The organism is Eubacterium sp. AF17-7, from assembly GCF_003461285.1.
Lineage (GTDB): Bacteria > Bacillota > Clostridia > Lachnospirales > Lachnospiraceae > Eubacterium_U > Eubacterium_U album.
Genome location: NZ_QTWU01000020.1, coordinates 26,993 through 46,806, shown reverse-complemented (window position 1 = coordinate 46,806; position 19,814 = coordinate 26,993). Strand labels below are relative to the sequence as shown.

The 19,814-nt window shown below is 32.6% G+C and carries 16 protein-coding genes; 1 reads left to right on the top strand and 15 read right to left on the bottom strand.

The annotated features are described in order from the left end of the window. Positions 1 to 570: 570 nt before the first annotated feature. The 12 genes from DWW96_RS12970 to manA all read right to left on the bottom strand — a co-directional run bounded on the left by DWW96_RS12970 (position 571) and on the right by manA (position 14,393). Positions 571 to 1,248 (bottom strand): transaldolase family protein, encoded by a 678-nt coding sequence (locus DWW96_RS12970; protein WP_022089167.1) that lies wholly within the window; start codon positions 1,246 to 1,248, stop codon positions 571 to 573. 79 nt (positions 1,249 to 1,327) lie between these two features. After that, positions 1,328 to 2,239, bottom strand: coding sequence for a glycyl-radical enzyme activating protein (locus tag DWW96_RS12965; protein WP_117910705.1), 912 nt, complete (start codon positions 2,237 to 2,239; stop codon positions 1,328 to 1,330). A gap of 149 nt (positions 2,240 to 2,388) precedes the next feature. Continuing rightward, a complete protein-coding gene (locus DWW96_RS12960) occupies positions 2,389 to 4,743 on the bottom strand; it encodes a formate C-acetyltransferase/glycerol dehydratase family glycyl radical enzyme (protein WP_117910704.1) in 2,355 nt (784 codons plus the stop codon). A gap of 385 nt (positions 4,744 to 5,128) precedes the next feature. Beyond that, a complete protein-coding gene (locus tag DWW96_RS12955; protein WP_117910703.1) occupies positions 5,129 to 5,893 on the bottom strand; it encodes a DeoR/GlpR family DNA-binding transcription regulator in 765 nt (254 codons plus the stop codon). Between the two features lie 58 nt (positions 5,894 to 5,951). Beyond that, complete coding sequence (locus DWW96_RS12950; protein WP_117910702.1) at positions 5,952 to 6,788, bottom strand: Cof-type HAD-IIB family hydrolase; 837 nt, start codon at positions 6,786 to 6,788, stop codon at positions 5,952 to 5,954. 272 nt (positions 6,789 to 7,060) lie between these two features. After that, positions 7,061 to 8,755, bottom strand: coding sequence for a phosphoenolpyruvate--protein phosphotransferase (ptsP, locus tag DWW96_RS12945; RefSeq protein ID WP_117910701.1), 1,695 nt, complete (start codon positions 8,753 to 8,755; stop codon positions 7,061 to 7,063). A gap of 22 nt (positions 8,756 to 8,777) precedes the next feature. Then, positions 8,778 to 9,041, bottom strand: coding sequence for an HPr family phosphocarrier protein (locus DWW96_RS12940; protein WP_117910700.1), 264 nt, complete (start codon positions 9,039 to 9,041; stop codon positions 8,778 to 8,780). A gap of 275 nt (positions 9,042 to 9,316) precedes the next feature. Beyond that, positions 9,317 to 9,625: a PTS fructose-like transporter subunit IIB gene (locus DWW96_RS12935; protein WP_117910699.1), complete on the bottom strand. Its 309-nt coding sequence runs from the start codon at positions 9,623 to 9,625 to the stop codon at positions 9,317 to 9,319. Between the two features lie 90 nt (positions 9,626 to 9,715). After that, positions 9,716 to 10,795, bottom strand: coding sequence for a fructose-specific PTS transporter subunit EIIC (locus DWW96_RS12930; protein WP_117910698.1), 1,080 nt, complete (start codon positions 10,793 to 10,795; stop codon positions 9,716 to 9,718). A 29-nt stretch (positions 10,796 to 10,824) separates the two neighbouring features. Further along, complete coding sequence (locus tag DWW96_RS12925; RefSeq protein ID WP_243003082.1) at positions 10,825 to 11,268, bottom strand: PTS sugar transporter subunit IIA; 444 nt, start codon at positions 11,266 to 11,268, stop codon at positions 10,825 to 10,827. Positions 11,269 to 11,482: 214 nt separating this feature from the next. Next, positions 11,483 to 13,441 carry a BglG family transcription antiterminator gene (locus DWW96_RS12920; RefSeq protein WP_117910697.1) on the bottom strand — a complete coding sequence of 653 codons (1,959 nt, stop codon included), beginning with the start codon at positions 13,439 to 13,441 and terminating at the stop codon, positions 11,483 to 11,485. Positions 13,442 to 13,466: 25 nt separating this feature from the next. Continuing rightward, entirely contained in the window at positions 13,467 to 14,393 is a 927-nt protein-coding gene (gene manA, locus DWW96_RS12915; RefSeq protein ID WP_022089156.1) for a mannose-6-phosphate isomerase, class I, read from the bottom strand. Between the two features lie 199 nt (positions 14,394 to 14,592). Between manA and DWW96_RS12910 the strand changes: the two genes are divergently transcribed. Then, positions 14,593 to 16,395: a DUF885 domain-containing protein gene (locus tag DWW96_RS12910; protein ID WP_117910696.1), complete on the top strand. Its 1,803-nt coding sequence runs from the start codon at positions 14,593 to 14,595 to the stop codon at positions 16,393 to 16,395. Between the two features lie 307 nt (positions 16,396 to 16,702). Here the strand turns inward: DWW96_RS12910 and pfkB are convergent, their stop codons facing one another. The 3 genes from pfkB to DWW96_RS12895 form a co-directional block, all read right to left on the bottom strand. Continuing rightward, positions 16,703 to 17,611, bottom strand: coding sequence for a 1-phosphofructokinase (pfkB, locus tag DWW96_RS12905; protein WP_117910695.1), 909 nt, complete (start codon positions 17,609 to 17,611; stop codon positions 16,703 to 16,705). Positions 17,612 to 17,758: 147 nt separating this feature from the next. Continuing rightward, entirely contained in the window at positions 17,759 to 18,280 is a 522-nt protein-coding gene (locus DWW96_RS12900) for a nucleoside recognition domain-containing protein (protein ID WP_022089153.1), read from the bottom strand. 117 nt (positions 18,281 to 18,397) lie between these two features. Next, entirely contained in the window at positions 18,398 to 19,663 is a 1,266-nt protein-coding gene (locus DWW96_RS12895; RefSeq protein ID WP_117910694.1) for a cation:proton antiporter, read from the bottom strand. Positions 19,664 to 19,814 lie beyond the last annotated feature (151 nt).

Genomic DNA, 19,814 nt, shown 5'->3' with positions numbered 1-19,814 from the left:
ATTTTTGTTAAGAATTGTGTTAGATATGTCTAATCCCCCATATAAAACTAGCCGCAAAGTATCTTTATTGTATATACACTAGTTATATAATCATTATATTGTTTTATAAAGTATGTGTCAACATCTTTTCTATTTTATTACGCATCAATTTATTTTACCATTATTAACCAACACCAATCTATCATTACTTTGAAAAAACAATTATATTTATTTGTTTTTTCACTAGTAAAATTTCTCCCCTATATTATAAACGATATTAGAACACAAAACCGAACACATTTTAATGAAAATTTTTATAATATTTAGAGCTTTTTTTCTTGTAATTTCTATATTACGGATTATAATTCATATTTCTAAAATATCCGTATTCGCATAATTCTAAATAACTAAATATAATATACCCATTCGCATAACTATAAATAGCCTAATATAACATACTGCCATTTATTCTAAAAAAGCCTAATATAGCATCCCCATCCGCATGATTTTAATAAATCCAAATAAAAAAGCGGAGGCACATATGCTTTCGCATATATGCCTCCTAATAGTGATGTATATTATTATGAAATTCTAGCAATCCATCATTGTTTTTCCTTCGCCAACTAATCCGGCAAAGTCATCTACGAATGCGTCAATTGCTGATGTAATTGCTGCATTCTTAATTAATCCTTCAATAACTGCTGTTCCAACTGTTGCAGCACCGATTCCGTATTTTGTAAGTTCAAGAACCTGCTGTGAATTCTTAAAGCTTGCTGCTAATACTTCTGTGTTTAAACCATTGTTTTCAAAAATATCATGGATATCCATAGCTGTCTTAATTCCATCATATCCCATGTTATCAATTCTGTTTACATAAGGTGCAGCGTATTTTGCTCCTGCCTTTGCAGCTAAAAATCCCTGCATTGGTGTGTAAATTGCTGTTGCTGTAATATTTACACCCTGAGCGCTTAATATCTTCATTGCCTTAAGTCCCTGTGGAGTTGTAGGAATCTTAACAAATGTATTTTCTCCAAGTCTTTCTCTTATTACAGCTGCTTCCTTAACCATGCCTTCAGCATCCTTAGAAACAACCTGAACATGAAGTTCACCGTCTTTTCCAACGATTTCTCTAAGTTCAGTTAATACTTCGTATGGATTTCTTCCACTCTTAGCTAAAATTGATGGGTTTGTTGTTACACCATCACATGGATATAAATCCCAAATCTCTCTTACTTTTTCAATGTCTGCATCGTCAATAATAAATTTCATCTTAATTTCCTCCTAGAATATTGGATTGTATAATTTAGGGTATTTGCTTTCGCAAATATCATAGTTGCCTTAGTTTTATTTAAATCTCCAGAATCAGATTTTTGATTCCATTATCAGTCGCTATCTTTCCAAATGCTCTCATTTCGCTGTCTTTATACATTGGTGGATTATCTTCATAGCAAAACTTCATGTCTACCATGTCATATTTTGCTTCCGCTAATGGATTATAATTCAGCAATTCATAATGCACATCCGGATAAATACCACTAATAAACTTTGCAATTTGGGCAATATTTTCTTCATTAGTGGTAATTCCCGGAATTAATGGAGTTCTGATAACTACTTCATCTCTTAAATCAGAGGTAAGCAGAATTTCAAGATTTTTCTTAATTAATTCATTGCTTACTCCTGTATATTTTTTATGTTGTTCTTCGTCAATAATTTTGCAATCTGCAAATACATGGTCTAAATACTTTATTGCTTCTCTTACAACTTCCGACTTTACATTTAACGCTGTCTCAATTGATGTTGCAATTTTCTTTTCCTTTAACCCTTTAAGTATTCCTATTGCAAATTCATGTTGGAATAATGGTTCTCCGCCTGACAGCGTAACTCCACCTCCGTATTTGAAAAAAGGTTCATCTTTACTTGCTTCCTCAATTACCTCTTCAACTGTCATCTCTCTCGAGTCCATTGTTAATGCAACTGCCGGGCATGCATCTATGATTTCTTCCCAATTTTCATCTTTAGAAATATCCAATTTAATATTTCCGTCATGTTCGTATACACCACCATTCTTTGCTGTGTGTACACATGTGTTGCAATGAATACATTTATTAGGGAAATACAAAGGTCTCTGCTTTATTGAAATTCCCTCAGGATTCTGACACCATACGCATTTTAAAGTACATCCTTTTAAAAATATGGTTGTTCGAATTCCTTTTCCATCGTGTGTCGAGAATCTTTTAAAATCAAATACATATCCTTTCATAGATTCCACCTTTTTTCATTTGTCCTAAGAATACATGATGAATTTTTAGGATATCAAATTATATTCTAACAGGCGGTCTAACCTGTCTGCTTTACGTTTTCCTGATATTTATATTTTACCTTTTTATTGTTTATTTTTAAACATCTATTTTAAATATCATTGTAACTTGTTCTTGCAATTATTTCATTCTGAAGTTCGTCAGCCAATTCTACAAAATATGCTGTATAACCTGCTACACGAACTGTTAATCCTCTGTATGCTTCAGGATTTTTCTGAGCTGCCTGTAAATCTTCTTTTCTAACTACATTAAACTGAATATGTGGTATTTCCAAATCAACAAATGTACGAAGCATTTTTGCAAATTTGTCTATTCCATTCTCTGTCTTAAAGAATTCAGGAAGGAATTTCATATTTAATAGTCCGCCATTTGTTGTCCAGCTCTTATCTAATCTTGAAACTGATTTCAATACTGCTGTAGGTCCGTTTGTATCACGTCCGTATACCGGTGACATTCCTCCATCTGCTAACGGTGTTCCTGCATATCTTCCATCAGGTGATGCGCCTACATTTTCTCCCATTGGTACATGAGCTGAAACTGTATACATACCTGTGTGATATAAACCACCACGGTAGTTTTTGTAATTTTTTAATCTTTCTCTAAAGTATCCTGCCCATTTAGCACCTAATTCATCTACCCACTCAACATCATTTCCGTATTTAGGAACTTTGTTAAGTAACATTGTTCTTAAAATTTCATCTTCTTCAAAGTTCGTTTCAAGTGCTTTAAGTAATCTTTCTTTTGATACTTTCTTTTCATCAAATACTAACTGTTTTACCGCTGCCAAACTGTCAGCTAAGTTAGCAACCTGAATCATCTGAATTCCTGAAAGGTTATAATGAGCTCCTCCTCTTGTTACATCCATTCCTTTATCCATACAATCGTTAATTACTGCTGAAAGGAAAGGTGTTGGAAGTAAGTCCACATGAGCTTTTTCAACCTGTTCGCATGCAAGAATCATCTTGTCCATATAGTAATCTACATGTGCCTTGAATGCATTTTCCAAATCTTCAAATGTTTCATATTCTGTAAGTTTTCCTCTATCAGGTGCAATCTGTTTTCCTGTGAGTAAATCAACTCCACCTGTTAATGTTACTTCAAGAACTTTATTTAAGTTAAACATTGCTGCATCTGACCATCCAAGGTTATCTCCCTGTGTTGTAAGTTCAACACAACCTACGATTGCGTAATTTCTTGCATCTTTAGGTTCAACCTTTAAATCTTCAATCATTGCCGGAACAACTGCTTTGTCATTAAAGAACTGTGGCATACCACTTCCAAGTGATACAACTTTGATTGCTGCCTTTAATAATTTATCACTAGTCTTTTCACACAATCTTACTGAAAGATTTGGCTGTGGAAGACCAATGTGTTCCTGCGCTTTTAAGTAAATATATGAAAGTTCATTTTCAAATGGTTCTCCATTCTCATCCTGTCCACCAACTGCAATATTAAATCCAATTGGGAAACCTGCGAAGAACTTAGCACTGTTTGAATTTCTCATATATACTATTTCATTAAATTTTAACCATAAGCATTCTGTTATTTCTAATGCATCCTGTTCTGTCATAACACCGTCGTCGATATCTTTCTTAAAATATGGATACATAAATGTGTCCATTCTTCCCGGTGAAAATGATGATGCATTTGATTCCATCTGAAGAATTACAAATAAGAACCAGATTGCCTGATTTGCTTCATGGAAATCCTGTGCCGGTCTTTCTGCAATATTCTTACAGTTTTCTGCAACCTTTTTCATGTTGTCAGCATATTCAGGATATTCGTTTGCTTTCTCAAGGCATAAATCATGATATCTCATTATGAAATTAATAACACCTTCCATAACTGTGCTTACGCTCTTGTAAAATAATTTCTTTTCTTCATCTGTTTCTTTATTGTAATGTTCATCAGCTTCTGCCTTTAATCCAGCAGGTCCTTTTTCAAGCCATCCCTTGCAGTCAGGATTGATATGTCCCTGTGCATGGTCTTTTTGATTTATTTTTACAATCTTAGCAATTTCTTCTATTTCTTTTCCATATCTTTCTCTTAAAACATCTTCGAGTGATTTTCCCTGCCAGTATGGATAAATAACTTCTCTAAAATATGAGATGTCTTCTTCATGTACATTAAATTTGTCCTGTGGTCGTGTAGGTAATGTTTCAAATTCCTTGTTTACCCATGTACTTCCGCTTTCCGGGAAAACTACTCCATAACGAACTCCTGCTGTTCTGTTACCTACAATCATTTCTTCAGGTTCAACACTAATATTGATTTTCTCTAAACAATTCTTTAAAGAATAAGCTCTCTGCATGATTCTTGGTTCATCCTCATGCTGCTTATATGTGTCAGTAATTATCTTAGCCTGCTCAATTGACGCATATCTCTTTTCAGAAAGCATCTTATCTTTTAAAACTGAAATTCTTTCTTTCATAACCAATTCGCTCATAATTACTCCTTTCAAATATATGTTTTTCATTTATTATTTTTTCCCAGTTATTATTGTTTGTTATATTCTGTATTTCTTCCAGGATTATTCGTTATTCACTGTAATTTTATTCTATAATAACCCTTCTCGTATGTCAATGTATTTATTATTGTTTGTTATTACTTTTTATTGTTTGTTATTGTTTTTTAATCCCTAATTTGCACTATCGATGATGAAATTTCTTCTGTACAAACTGCGATTTTATTATGAAACGTTTTTACATATTTTTTAATATAAAAAAACAGATAAAATCCATTATGATACTAAATTTTAACTAAAACATATTTTTATTAATACGTCTAAAAATTTTTATCAATTATAGATTTTATCTGTTTCAATTTTTTGTTTATGCAAACCACTGTATTCCATATCTCTCTATATTTTCTTTTATTTCTTTTTCAGGTTTGCTGTCTAAAATGAATCCTTCAAATTCACCAACTGTTGAATATCTGTAATTTCCATCTATGGAAAATTTTCTGTTCTCAAGCATCACATAACTTTTGTTACTTGCTTCCATGATTGCTTTTTTTGTCATTGCATCATCAACAGCATATGTATAAACACAATCTTTTTCCAAATCTACTCCTGCTGAACCCATAAACGCTTTATCAAATCTGAATTCCTTAATTTGATTATTTGTCAGTGTTCCAACAAAACCATCTCTACCTCTGCTTAATGTTCCTCCCAAAAATACAAGTTTAGTATCAACCGGAGATGTGAATGTAAGCATTACATCAATCATATTTGTAACTATTGTTATCTTAAGATTGGCCTGAACTATTAACTTAACTAATTCAATATTGGCTGTAGATATATCAAGAAATATTACATCTCCTTCTTCAATCAAACTTAATGCTTTTTCGGCAATTCTATTTTTTTCTTTTGTAAATTTTCCAATACGTTGCGAAACATATAAATCATGAATGTTGGTTCTTACCTTAACAGCACCACCATAAGTCTTTTTGAGAAGTCCTTTTCGCTCTAATATTGTCAAATCTTTTCTTATACTATCCTGTGTTACATCAAACTTTTTACTTAAGTCTTTTACTAACACTGAGCCTTCTCTATTTAAAATTTCAACAATCTTTTCATGTCTTTCGGATGCTAACATATGTACCTCCTGTCATATGACCCTAAATCATTTTTCTTTTAATATACAATATTGTTGATTATTTTACATTTTTTGTCAAGTTTTCAAAAATTATCTCTCCAACTCCACCTGCATTATTGTCCGATTTTGTTATATGCTTTGCAGCTGATTTTGCTTTTTCATTTCCGTTTACAAGTGCATATGACTCTCCTGCCCATTTAAGCATTGTCACATCATTTCCTGAATCTCCAAACGCCATTACTTCCTCTGCTTTTATTCCTAATTTGTCAGAAAGCCATGCAAGTCCGTTTCCTTTGTCGGCACCCATCCCTGTTATTTCAATGTTCCCTACAAATCCTGCAGTATATACAAGATTAGGTATTTTACTTAAGGCATCCATTATTTCCTGAACTACCTTTGTATCAACATAATCTACATTAAACTTTTCAATTGGAACATTATCAACTACTTCCTGTAAATCTTTTGTTAATTTCATTCTTTTTCTATATTCAACCAAAAATACTTCCGGTAATCCTTCAGTATTGAGGAAATTGTCATATGAATATTTATTAACATAAGCTTCCTGTCCTGCATAGATTTGAAATACTGCATTATGTTCAACCAATATTTTTAATATTTTCTTACCTGCTTCTTTACTAATATAGCTAGACTTTATAACTTCATTTGTTGCTTTATCAACTACAATAGCACCATTTGACAATACCATATAATCAACGCATCCGACATCATCTATTTCTTTTTGTGAAATTGATTGTGTTCTACCTGTCGACATAACAACTTTTATTCCCTGTTCATGTGCCATTTTCATAGCTTCGATATTTTTTTCATTAATCGTTAAATGATCATCTCCTACAAAAGTTCCATCAACATCAAATGCAATTAATTTAATACTCATTTCTTTCTCCTCTTGATTGATTTGTCCATTTTAATTAGAGACATACACTCGTCTCCAAATCCGGTATGCATCTTTTGCGACACATACAACCACATAATACTATATAAATTTATTATTTTCTACAATTAAATTTATGGTTATAACCGGCATTTAATTGTATACACTACCAATTTATCTTTTATTCTCTGTTATAAAAAACTCTCGAATGAATAATCAAACGAGAGTTTTTATAATTAATTCCGGCTATTTATTCATAGCCTTTTATTAAAATTTTATTTTAATAATTCTAATACTTCTTCTTCTGTTACACATTTCATTACTTTTTCAGCTAATGCTTTACATTCATCTATGTTGCAATCTGAGATTGTCTTTCTTGTCTTCAATACGCTTGTAGCACTTACACTGAATTCATCTAAGCCAAATGCAAGTAATAATGGTATAAGTTTTGAATCAGCTGCTGCTTCACCGCACATTCCAACCATAATTCCTTCTGCTTTACCACATTCAATAATTCTCTTGATTGCACGAAGAACTGCCGGATTATATGTTGAATAAAGATATGCAACTTTCGCATTTCCTCTGTCAACAGCCATTGTATAACCTGTCAAATCATTAGTTCCAATACTAAAGAAATCTGCTTCCTTAGCAAGTGCATCTGCCATCATACATGCTGCAGGTGTTTCCATCATTACACCGACTTTAACATCTTTATTGTAAGCAATTCCATCTTTATCTAACTGACGCTTAATATCTTCAAGAATTACCTTAACTGCACGAAGTTCATCTACTCCTGTTACAAGTGGAACCATTATCTTGATATCTCCAAATGCACTTGCTCTAAGAAGTGCTCTCAACTGTACTTCGTAGATATCTCTTCTCTTTAAGCAGAAACGAATTGCTCTAAATCCTAAGAACGGATTTTCTTCTGTTTCTAATCCTAAGTAAGGGATTGCCTTATCTCCACCTATATCAAGCGTTCTAATAATTACAGGTTTTCCTTTCATTGTCTCAGCAACTTTCTTGTATGCTTCAAACTGTTCTTCTTCTGTTGGAACACTATCTCTATCCATAAATAAAAATTCTGTTCTGAAAAGACCAATTCCTTCGCCGTCGCATTCAACAACTTTATCTGCATCTTCAGGCTTACCAATATTTGAAACTAATTCAACCTTAACGCCGTCTTTTGTTTGAGATGGTTTACCCTTGTATGCTTTTAACAATTCTTTTTCTGCTGCATAATCAGCAAATTTCTTTTCAAATTCTTTAACTGTTGCTTCATCAGGATTAACAATTGCTTCTCCCTTGCTTCCATCAAGAACTACTGTATCTCCATTTTTAACAATTCCACAAATTCCTTCAATACTTAATACCGCAGGTATTTCCATTGCTCTTGCAAGAATTGCTGAGTGAGATGTTCTTCCACCTACTTCTGTTAAAATTCCTGCAATGTTAGCCGGATTAATTCCTGCTGTCATAGATGGTGTTAAATCTCTTGCAACTAATACAGTATTTTCAGGTACCTGTGAAATATCAACTTCTTCAATACCCATCAAAATCTTAAGCATACGTGACTTAATATCCATTAAATCTGTTGCTCTCTGCTGAATTAATTCATCAGGAACTGCTGCAAACATTTCTGCTGTCTGGTCAAGTACCTGTTCTAATGCCATTTCTGCTGAAATCTTCTCGCTTATCATCAATGCTGAAATCTGTTCTTCAATCATTGGATCCTGAAGCATAATAATATGACCTCTTAAAATATCAGCATCCTGTTCTCCAACAGTCTTTGCCATCTTGTCTGCCATTTCATTTGTTATTGCAACAAATTTTTCAATAGCATCCTGTAATCTTTTTAATTCTGCATCTGTATCTGTAACGCTTTTCTTTTCAACTGTTAAATCATGTTCTTCAATTAACACTACTTTTCCGATTCCGATTCCTTCAGAACCTGCAATACCTTTATACATAAGCATTCCTCACAATCTAATCTTATTCACCAAAGTTCTGTGATTCTAATTCTTCAATCTTAGCCATAGCTGCTGCTTCGTCTTCTCCATCACATTCAAATGTAACTTCTGAACCACATTTAATACATGCTGAAATAATGTTAATTAAACTCTTAGCATTAATTCTCTTATCTCCAAATACGATTGTCACGTCACATACAAATTTGCCCATTTCCTTTGCTACAACTCCTGCCGGTCTCATGTGTAATCCTTCTGCGTTTTCAATTTTAACTGTTCTACTTACCATTTCTTTTTCCTCCTTAATTTCTAAATAAATCTTAATATATACATCAATACAATCTTTTGTATTATTTCCAAATCCACATTGTTCTATTTAAATTTTATATTTTTCTTTCACAAATACTAATACTACTACTATTTTCAGTTTAAAACGGGCAGGCATTTTGCATGTCTGCCCATTTTGATTCTACGCTTACTGTGTACCCTTCAAATCTTCAATCCCCTATGGTAATAATTTATAAGGTTTTATTTTGACTAAATAATCCGTTCTTTTTCGGGAATTTATTTAAGCATTGATATCATTTTTTCTACAATTGCGTCTGCCTGCTTAATAGCCGGGCCAACACCGATTTTAACCTTTTTAAGATTGTCAAAACGTTCTACGTTCTTAATTGGCATATCTGTTGTAAGAATAACTGCGTCTGCTGTTGCAATATCAGCTGCTGTTATTTCATTTTCAATCCCAATTGAGCCCTGTGTTTCAACTTTACATTCAACACCTGCTTTTTCACAAGCCTGCTGAATAGCTTCTGCTGCCATATAAGTATGTGCAACCCCTGAAGGGCATGCTGTAACTGCTAAAAATTTCATATCACTCACTCACTTTCTTAGATTTTATTTTATAGAAGCCACAACCAATTATCTTTGTGGCTTCTTATCATTCACTAATTAATTATTATATTATTCGAATGAAATATCGATATCTTCGACAACTTCTTCTTTTTCTACATAATCTTTCTTGAATATTGCACAAAGTGCTACATAAATCGCTACACCAATTACTGTACATAAAAAATATGTTGCTATTGATGTTACTGGAAGAACTACAAGTCCGCCCCAAGCTGCATTGTCATATACTCCAAGAGCACCTGCGATTGCACCTGCGATTGCACATGAAACCATATTAATAGGAATCATTCTAACCGGGTCAGCTGTTGTGTAAGAAATAGCACCTTCTGTAATACCACAACATCCCATTGCGATTGCACCAATACCTGCATCTCTTTCTGCCTGTGAGAATTTCTTCTTTAATACTAATGATGCAACACCTGCTCCAATTGGAGGAATACAAATTGCAAGACCGATAGGTCCCATAAATGAACAATTATCTCCAGCTGCTACTGTTGTACCTACTAAAGCTGCACCTGTTGAATAAGCAACCTTATTAAGTGGTCCACCAAGGTCAAATGCAATCATTGCACCTGTAATTGCACCTACTAAGATAGCTGCACTACCTGTCATATCTCCTAACCATCCTTCTAAGAACTTAAGAAGTGCTGCACAAGGGTTTCCTACTAATACTACAATAACAAATCCTGTAATCAATGTTGCAAGTAATGGAACAATAAAGATTGCCTTTAATGACTGGATTGATTTTGGAAGTGGAATTTTCTTTAAGTAATGTGCTGCAATACCTGCAACTAAACCTGTAATAATACCACCGATAAATCCTGCTCCAACATTTACTGCTAACTGTCCACCAATAATACCAGGTGCAATACCAGGTCTATCTGCAATAGATGCTGCAATATAAGCTGAAAGTACAGGAACCATAAGTCCTAAACCAACACCACCAACGTTGCTTAAGAAACCAGCTAAACCTGCTGATGAAACTGAAGCACTTGTCTGTACTGAATTCATAGATAACATTGCTGCAATAGCAAATAAAATACCACCGGAAACTACAACCGGAATCATGTGTGAAACACCATTCATAAGATGCTGTCTCGTGTTTTTCAAAATATCAACTAAATCTTTCATAATATTGTCCTTTCTTATTATGTTTTCTCTTAAACTGCACCGATTAATTCAATTACTTCATCTGCAGTTTTTGCACTAAATAATTTTTCTCTGAAATCGTCATGCATTACTTTTCTAAATAAGCCTGCAAGAATTTCAAGATGTCTGTCTCCCTGTCCCGGAGACGGAACACCAATCTGGAACACTAACTCAACTTCTTCTGAGTCGTCCCATTTCATTGGATGACTAAGTCTTACAAATGCCAATGAAGGTTCTTTTACATGTACTGATTTAGAATGAGGTGTTGCAACAGAAAATCCAACTGCTGTACTTGAACCTGCTTCTCTTTTCATTACGTCTGCAACATATCCTTCCTTGTCAATAAGTCTTCCGTCCTTGTCCATTGCATCAGCGATTAAATTAATTACTTCGTCTCTGTCTTTCGCGTCTACGTCGAACATTACAATCTCTTTGCTCATTAAGTCTTTAGCCAACTTCTTGTACCTCCTTAAATAAAATTATTACCTTTCTTACAACATTAATTTTACTAATTTCGTTTCTTGTTTTCAACGCCCCACAAAACAGAAAATTGCACTATTCCTAGTGCAATTTTTCTGTATCTCTTATGTGAAACGTTTTTCTTGTAGCCCTTTATTTATAGGCATTACAACAATTTTACTTTTTATGATTCTCTAGTCATTTTTTGCCCTAACTCCAGTGCAAATCTGACATAATGCTCTTCTCAATTTCCATTTCATTATTGCTTTTTCTGATTCTCTGAATTTTACTTTCAGAGTTCAAAAATCTTGACAAATCTGCAAAGAACATTTTTGTTGTATTAATATTGTCAAAATTAAGTGCCAAAAGGAAAATAATATCTACATTATCCTCTCCCCAGTCAATCTCATAATTAACCTTAATAATATATACTATTGGTTTTAATACATTTTTAGATTTTCCATGCGGGATTGCTGTTTTGTTTCCAATGGCAGTAGAACTGATTTCTTCTCTCTGCATTACATCTGAATAAAAGTCCTCAGTAACATATCCATCTTCTACCAACTTGTCGCTTGCAGCTTTCAAAATTTCTGCCTTTGTCATTTTTTTACTTACAACACTTATATATTTTCTATCTATTACTGAATATAATTCATAATTGTCTGCAATTGAATTTGTCATATATTCAAAGCAGGCATCCTTGATTTTCTTTATATCATTATTACTTACAAGAGGTGATATATTTACAACCTTATCTTCATATTCAAATCCCGGAAGCATTGACAAAACAATGTCAAATTCGTATTCATCAATTTCTGCTATCTTTTCTGATGATAAAATCGAAACAATTTTTACTTCTTCTATTTTATCTTCTATTTTACCGGCAACAATGCTTGCAGCTGCCACGCCACTTGTTCCTATTAAGATAGCCTTTACATTTTTTTGATTTCTATGCATTGCTCCACCAAAATACAAAGCTAAGAATGACATTTCATGCTCCGTTGGTGATGCGTGACAATATTTTTCATAAAATTTAGATAATGTAAATGTTGTTGCAAATATTCCTGAATACATTTCTTTTACATCATATAAAAATGGATTTGCTATCTCTATTCCATATTTTGTTCTAATGAATGAAGCTGGAAGAAATGCCTTCAGGCTATTAACAAGCAAATCATTTTCCATAAAATCAATATTTAAAATTTCAGACATATATTCAAGCATTTCATCGCATACTTTATCGCTTAAATCATAAAAACCTTCATTATGAAACTGCTCAAATTCTACTTCTGCTCTTTGCATTGCTGCAGAAGCAAATATAATATCCACATAATGCTTTTCAACATCATTTAATTCGATTTTGCCTATTTTCTCTAATTCTTCAACAGCTTTATTTGTGATTTCTTCATTAATATATTCTTCACATTCAGCTATATTTTCCTTTAGCAGATGTCCCATTCTTACTCTTAAAAGCTGAATGCATAAATATTTCACACACGCTTTAAATGAGTAATCCGTATAAACAATATTATATTCTTTTTCTATTGCCTCTACAGTTTGTATCGCTCTTTCAAAATTGTCTCGTCCAAAATTATTTACACAAATACTTTCATCAAGTACTGACAACCTGTAATCAATTGGTTTTGTAATTTTATGATTTCCAATAGGAAATACGCAATATTTTTTTAATGCTTTTCTTATTGAAAATTCATCTCCCGTAACAAATACACCATGCCCTGCTACTCTGTTTACAGTTATGTTATGTTTCTGTAAACGTTCCGCAACACAGTCAATATCATCACTTATAACTTTTTTGCTTACGTTTAGCTCATCTGAAAAAAGTGCTAATGTATAAGTATCCCATCCGCTTAAAAGAATAAACATTATATAGCTCATTCTCTGATTCTTCGACAAGACTGTTCTCTTGTCCTTTTTCATATCTTCAATCTGAGCTATCTGTTCGTCTGTGAAATTTGCAACAAATCCTATTCCCGGTTTTCGTTCAAGTTTCATTCCATTTTCATCACAAAAATCTGAAACTTCTTTTATATAAGTTTTTACACTTCTCTCAGACACACCTAGACCTAATGCTAAAACTTTTGATGTTACCGGCTTTGCATTGTTTTCAACTAGTTTTTCAACTATTTGCATTCCTCTTTCTGATAACATAATTACCCTCTCCTACATGGCAACATTACAAATATGAAGCCATTACTGTTAAGTCTCCTGATATTTTGCATTCGCCTATTCCTGAAGGAATAATAAAATGGTCACCTTTTGTAATTTTGCTTCCGTTTATTTCACCTTCACCGTTAATAACGCTGACATTCATAAACGGTTTGTCCATCGTAAATTTATATTTACCTGCAACATCCCACTTTTCAAGAGTATAGAAATCACATTTAACAAGAGTTGTCTTTGTCAAATCTCCTTCATTTTCAACTGTAATTTTCCCATCATAATCATGATGTGGTGCCTCAATACAGTCAATACTCTGCTGTACGTGTAATTCTCTAGGCTTTCCATTACTTAATCTGTCATAATCGTAAACTCTGTAAGTAATATCACTGCTTTGCTGTGTTTCAATTAAAAGTGTTCCACCTTTAATAGCATGAAGACAACCTGGATTAATCTGGAAGAAATCCCCTTTCTTAATAGGTATTGTTCTAATTAATTCATTCCATCTGCCCTCGTGAATCATGTCTGCAAGTTCTTTTTTGTCTTTTGCATGATGTCCGATAACGATATTTGCATCTTCTTTACAGTCTAAAATATACCAGCACTCTGTTTTTCCAAGTGAGCCATTTTCATGAACCGCTGCATATTCATCATTTGGATGAACCTGAATGCTTAAATCGTCTTCTGCACCTATTATTTTTACTAATAATGGAAATATGTTATCCTGAATGTTTCCAAATAATTCTCTGTGATTTTCATAAACCCATGATAAAGTTTTTCCTTCAAACTCACCATTTGAAATAGTACAATCACCTGACTTGTGTGCGCTAATTCCCCAACACTCACCCGTCTTATCTGTCGCCTGTTCGTAACCAAATTCTTTTAATAATTTGCCACCCCATATAGCTTCTTTGAATACCGGATTTAAAAATAATATTTCCATATTATGCTCCTTTCAATTTCCTATTTATGTATACATACACTAATTAAGTGTTTATTTTATTAAGCCAGACATATAATTTTAACTAAATTTATTAAAATAATTTGTCCCACTATTGAACTATTTTATCATATTTATATTTTTTATCATACCTATTAAATAAAAAATATATTCTATAATAATAGCCATATAAGGATTTTCTATGATTTTAAAATTTTTTTCAGGTAAAAAACAACTCATAAAAGTTATTTTGCCAATTATCTTTTTTTTATTTTTATTTTTAAAAACAGTATATTTTAAATCTCCTAACGTATTAAGTAATCCTTCTGTTCAAACCGAATTTGATAATTACACAGCCTCTCTTGTTACCTCATCACTATCCAATGACACTCTAAGTATGCATTTTTATATTGCCAACGCAAATGATTTTTTTCAAACTGATTTTCCTCAGTCATTGGGAAATTTTTCTTTAAAAGATATGAAGGAAAGCCAGACTGATTGCATTAAACAGATTAACACATTAAAAAAATTTGATTATAAATCTCTTTCTAAGTCCCGGCAAATTACATATGACATCTTACTTTCTCATTTTCAAACCGAGTTAGATTTTGGTGATTTATGCGAATATTATGATTGTCTTAGTCCTACAACCGGAATTCAGGCTCAACTTCCTATTTTATTATCTGAATACGAATTTTATTCCGAAAAAGACATAAAAAACTATTTTTTGCTATTAAAAACTGTTCCCGATTTTTTTGATAGCATTATAAATTTTGAATCTGAAAAAATTGATAATAAAACATTTATGTCTAAATCAAATTGTGAGTCAATTATTGCTCAATGTCTTTCCTTAATTAACGACAGTTCCAAAAAAAATAATTTATTAATAGAAACATTTAATTCCAGATTAAAAAAATGCAAATTCCTGTCAGACAAAACAGTTACTGCTTACTTAAATTTAAACGAAGATTATGTAAATAATTATGTTTTATCTTCCTATAAAAAACTTGCTGACAAATTATCCCATTTTAATTCTTCTTATTATATAAACAAAGACTTAGAATACTATACTCTTGCAGATTCTAAACAAGGTAAAGCTTATTATGAATATCTTGTTTCCTCTAAAACCGGAAGTACCAAAACGGTTTCTGAATTAAAAGCACGTATTCAAAGTCAGATTGCCGCCGATATGACTCAGGTTTCTTCTTTATTTACTTCTAATCCTGAACTTGAATCACAATTTTATAATTCAACTTCAACTACTATTACAGAACCTACAGATATACTTAAGGATTTAAAAGACAAAATAAATAATCCTGACAGTTCATTTTATGAAATCTGCAAATTAGATTCCATTAAATATGATTTAAAATATGTTGAACCTTCTCTTCAGGACTATTTAAGTCCGGCATTTTATCTTTCTCCACCGATTGATATGCCTGACAAAAACACTATTTATGTCAACAAAAGTGACAAATTTAAGAATCAGGATTTATATACAACTTTAGCCCATGAAGGATTTCCCGGACATTTGTACCAAAACCATGTTTTCTCCACTACTAATCCTTCTGCAATTCGCTCTCTTTTAAGTTTTGGTGGATATACCGAAGGTTGGGCAACTTATGCCGAATTTTTGTCTTACAGTTATGAAGTAGCTGATCCATCTCTTGCAAAAGCATTAAGTTGTAGTGCTTCATTTTCTCTTGGACTGTATTCTCTTGTAGATATTGGGGTTAACTATGAAGGTTGGACACCGGAAGACACCGGAGCATTTTTAAAACATTATGGATTTTCCCAGCCTGATATACAGACTGAAATATATAATTCCGTTACTGAATCCCCGGCAAATTATCTGCAGTATTATGTTGGTTATTTGGAAATAACAGAACTCAAAAATTTGTACCTGCAAAACCATTCCCAAAAAAATGCTTTGCGCGACTTCCATAGCTTTCTTTTGAAGTTTGGTCCTGCACCATTTGACGTAATTCAAAAATGGATGTTATAAAATAATTGTTGATGCTACCAGCGACAAAATAACAATTCATATATTCTTAATTGTAGTGTATATTTTCATTTGCTTTAGTTTTTATTGATAAGAAATAAATATACGCCAAAAAATTCCGGCAGATTTTATGTTGCAAACGATAGGCAGATTTTTGAAATTTTGCGAGCATAGCTTAAATTAAAAAGTTATGTATGAGCCAAAAAGCGAGTTTAACTTTTTAATTTATAATAAGCGGCGTAGCAAAATAAAAAAATCAACGTGTTTGCGGCATAAAATCTGCCGGACTGTTTTGTAGGTTTATTTTAATTTAAAGTTGGAATGTCTTTCCTAATTCTTCTACTTCTTCTTTTGTTGCAAGATTATCAGAAAATGCACTTGCGCTTCCTGTTAACAATCCCTTTCTAAGAGCCTCTTTGTATTCGCCACTTTCCAAATAACCTGCGATAAATCCCGCTACCATTGAATCACCGGCTCCTACAGAATTCTTAACTTTTCCCTTTGGGCATTCACTCTTGTAAACCTGTCCATCTTCTGAAACTAATACTGCACCTTCGCCTGCCATTGAAATTAAAACATTTCTTGCTCCGGCTTCCTGCATTTTCTTTGCATAAGGCACAACTTCATCTCTTGTATTTAATGTAACTCCATATATTTCACCTAATTCATGATTGTTTGGCTTAATAAGAAATGGTTTGTATTTTAAAACATTAACAAGTAAATCTTTTGTTGCATCAACAACTATCTTAATATCTTTTCCCTGTAAGTGTTCCATAATATCACTGTACATTGTTTCAGGCATTACTGATGGTATACTTCCTGCTAAAACTAAAATATCCCCATCCTGAATTTTGTCTAATTTCTCATATAACGCATCGATATCGTCCTGTTTTATTCCAGGGCCCATACCATTTATTTCACTTTCTTTCTGAGCTCTGATTTTAACATTTATTCTTGTTATACCTTCATTAACTTTTATGAAGTCAGCATTTACACCATTTGCTGTAAGCATTCCCTGAACACTGTCGCCTGTAAATCCTGCCAAAAATCCTAAAGCTGTATTTTCAAATCCAAGATTACTAAGTACCATTGAAACATTAATTCCTTTTCCACCAGGGAACATTAACTCCTCAGATGTTCTGTTTACAAATCCCTCTTTGAAATCTTCTACTGTTACTATGTAATCAATAGAAGGATTAAATGTAACCGTATAAATCATAGATGCACCTCCGAATTTATTACTATATTTCACATACACAGACTATTCGTCCTAACACTATTTATTACATTATAATTTTATATTTTTTTCATTTCAACTTGTCTCTAATATTAATTTTGCACTAAGTTTAGTTAAATTATTTATCAGCTACATTAATTTAGCTACCATTACACTTGCAATTGTTCCGGCAAGAGTGGCAAATAATGCTCCTGGAAGAGTCCATCTTGTCTTTGTTACCTTTGCAGTCATAAAATAAACCGACATCGTGTAAAAAACCGTTTCTGTACTACTCAATATGATTGAAGCTACATTTGCAATATATGAATCTACTCCATATTTTTTATAAACATCAAGAAGCATTCCTGTTGCTGCCGAAGACGAAAATATTTTTACTATATTTAACGGCACTAACTCTCCCGGAAATCCAATATATTTTGTTACTTTTCCAATCTGTTTGCCACAAAAGTCCATTGCTCCTGACTCTCTAAGCATTCCTACCGCCACCATTAACCCTATTAAAGTCGGCATAACTTTTATTACTGTCGCAAATCCATCTTTTGCCCCATCTACAAAATCAATGTACACTTTCGTTTTTTTCTTTAATCCATATAAAACTATTATTAATATTAAAATGGGAATTATGTAATTAGACAATGTTGCAATATTCACTTAGCACCTGCCATTTTATTTTTATAAATAATATGAATTTTACATAAAAAAAATGCCATAGCCTAACCATTTGATTAAGCTATGACATTTCATGTATTAAAATCCATTATGTCAATTTTAATTATCCTGTTTTTCACCTGTTCTGTATTCATCAATCTTCTTGTAATTATCTGCAAGTGATACTTCTCCTTCAATAGGGATAATTTCCTTATTGAATACAGGTTTTAATAAAATAGGTGTAATGATTGTTGTAATAACAACGACTATAATAATTGGTCCCATAATATTGTTACTCATAAGACCTACTGCTGCACCTTTGCTGGCTACGATTAAGGCAACTTCACCTCTTGAAATCATACCAACACCAATTCTAAGTGCCTGATAATTCTTGTATCCGCAAACCTTTGCGCCAAGTCCACAACCGATAATCTTTGTTAACAATGCAACTATTGTTATTACTGCTGCAAATGCAATGATTGCAGGTCCCATCTTTGGAAGTTCAACCTTAAGACCGATACTTGCAAAGAAAATTGGGCTTAAAAGCAAATATGATAATACATCAAATTTTGATGCTATGAACTGATCTTTCTGAGTCATTGATATAATTAAGCCTGCGAAGAATGCACCTGTAATATCTGCAACTCCAAAGAAATGTTCTGCACAAAATGCCATTACAAGACAGATAACGAATGCAATAATTGCATGTCTGTGCATTCCTTTACCACTAATTTCACACCATTTCTTAAATGCATAATAAACAATAACTCCGACAACTCCGCAAAATACGAAGAATAATACTATCTTAAATAAAACAACTGCAATATTTACTGATGTGTCAGCTAAGCTTGTTACAATTGTAAGAGCTATGATACCTAAAATATCATCAATAATGGCAGCTCCAAGAATTGCATTTCCTGATTTAGTTTTTAATTTACCTAATTCTTTTAAAGTTTCAACTGTAATACTTACAGAAGTTGCTGTTAAAATTACACCAATAAATACTGACTGTAAAAATACTGAACTTGTAACATCTGATGTGTCAATATATCCATTATTAATGAATAAATATGCAACACCACCACCAACAACTAAAGGAACTATAACACCTAAAAGTGCTATTACAAATGAAGCTTTTCCACTTCGTTTAAGTTCTTCAATGTCAGTTTCCATACCTGCACAGAACATAAGAACAATTACACCTAATTCTGCCATATTCTGTATCATGTCTGTTTCTGTTAACACTCCTACACATGCAGGTCCTAAAATAACACCAGCCAAAAGAGCACCAACAACCTGTGGCATATTAACTTTCTTTGTGAAGAGACCAAGAATCTTTGTACTAGCTAGAATAATAGCTATGTCTAAAAGAAATTTGTAATCCATTTTTCCTACCTCTTTTCTCATTAGTTTCTTATATACGAAACAAAAATATAGTGCGAAGTATCACTATGTACATCTTCGCACCACGTTTATTTTAACACTTTGTTTACAAATGTCAATCATATTTATTTTACTTGTTTTTGTGTTATTTTTA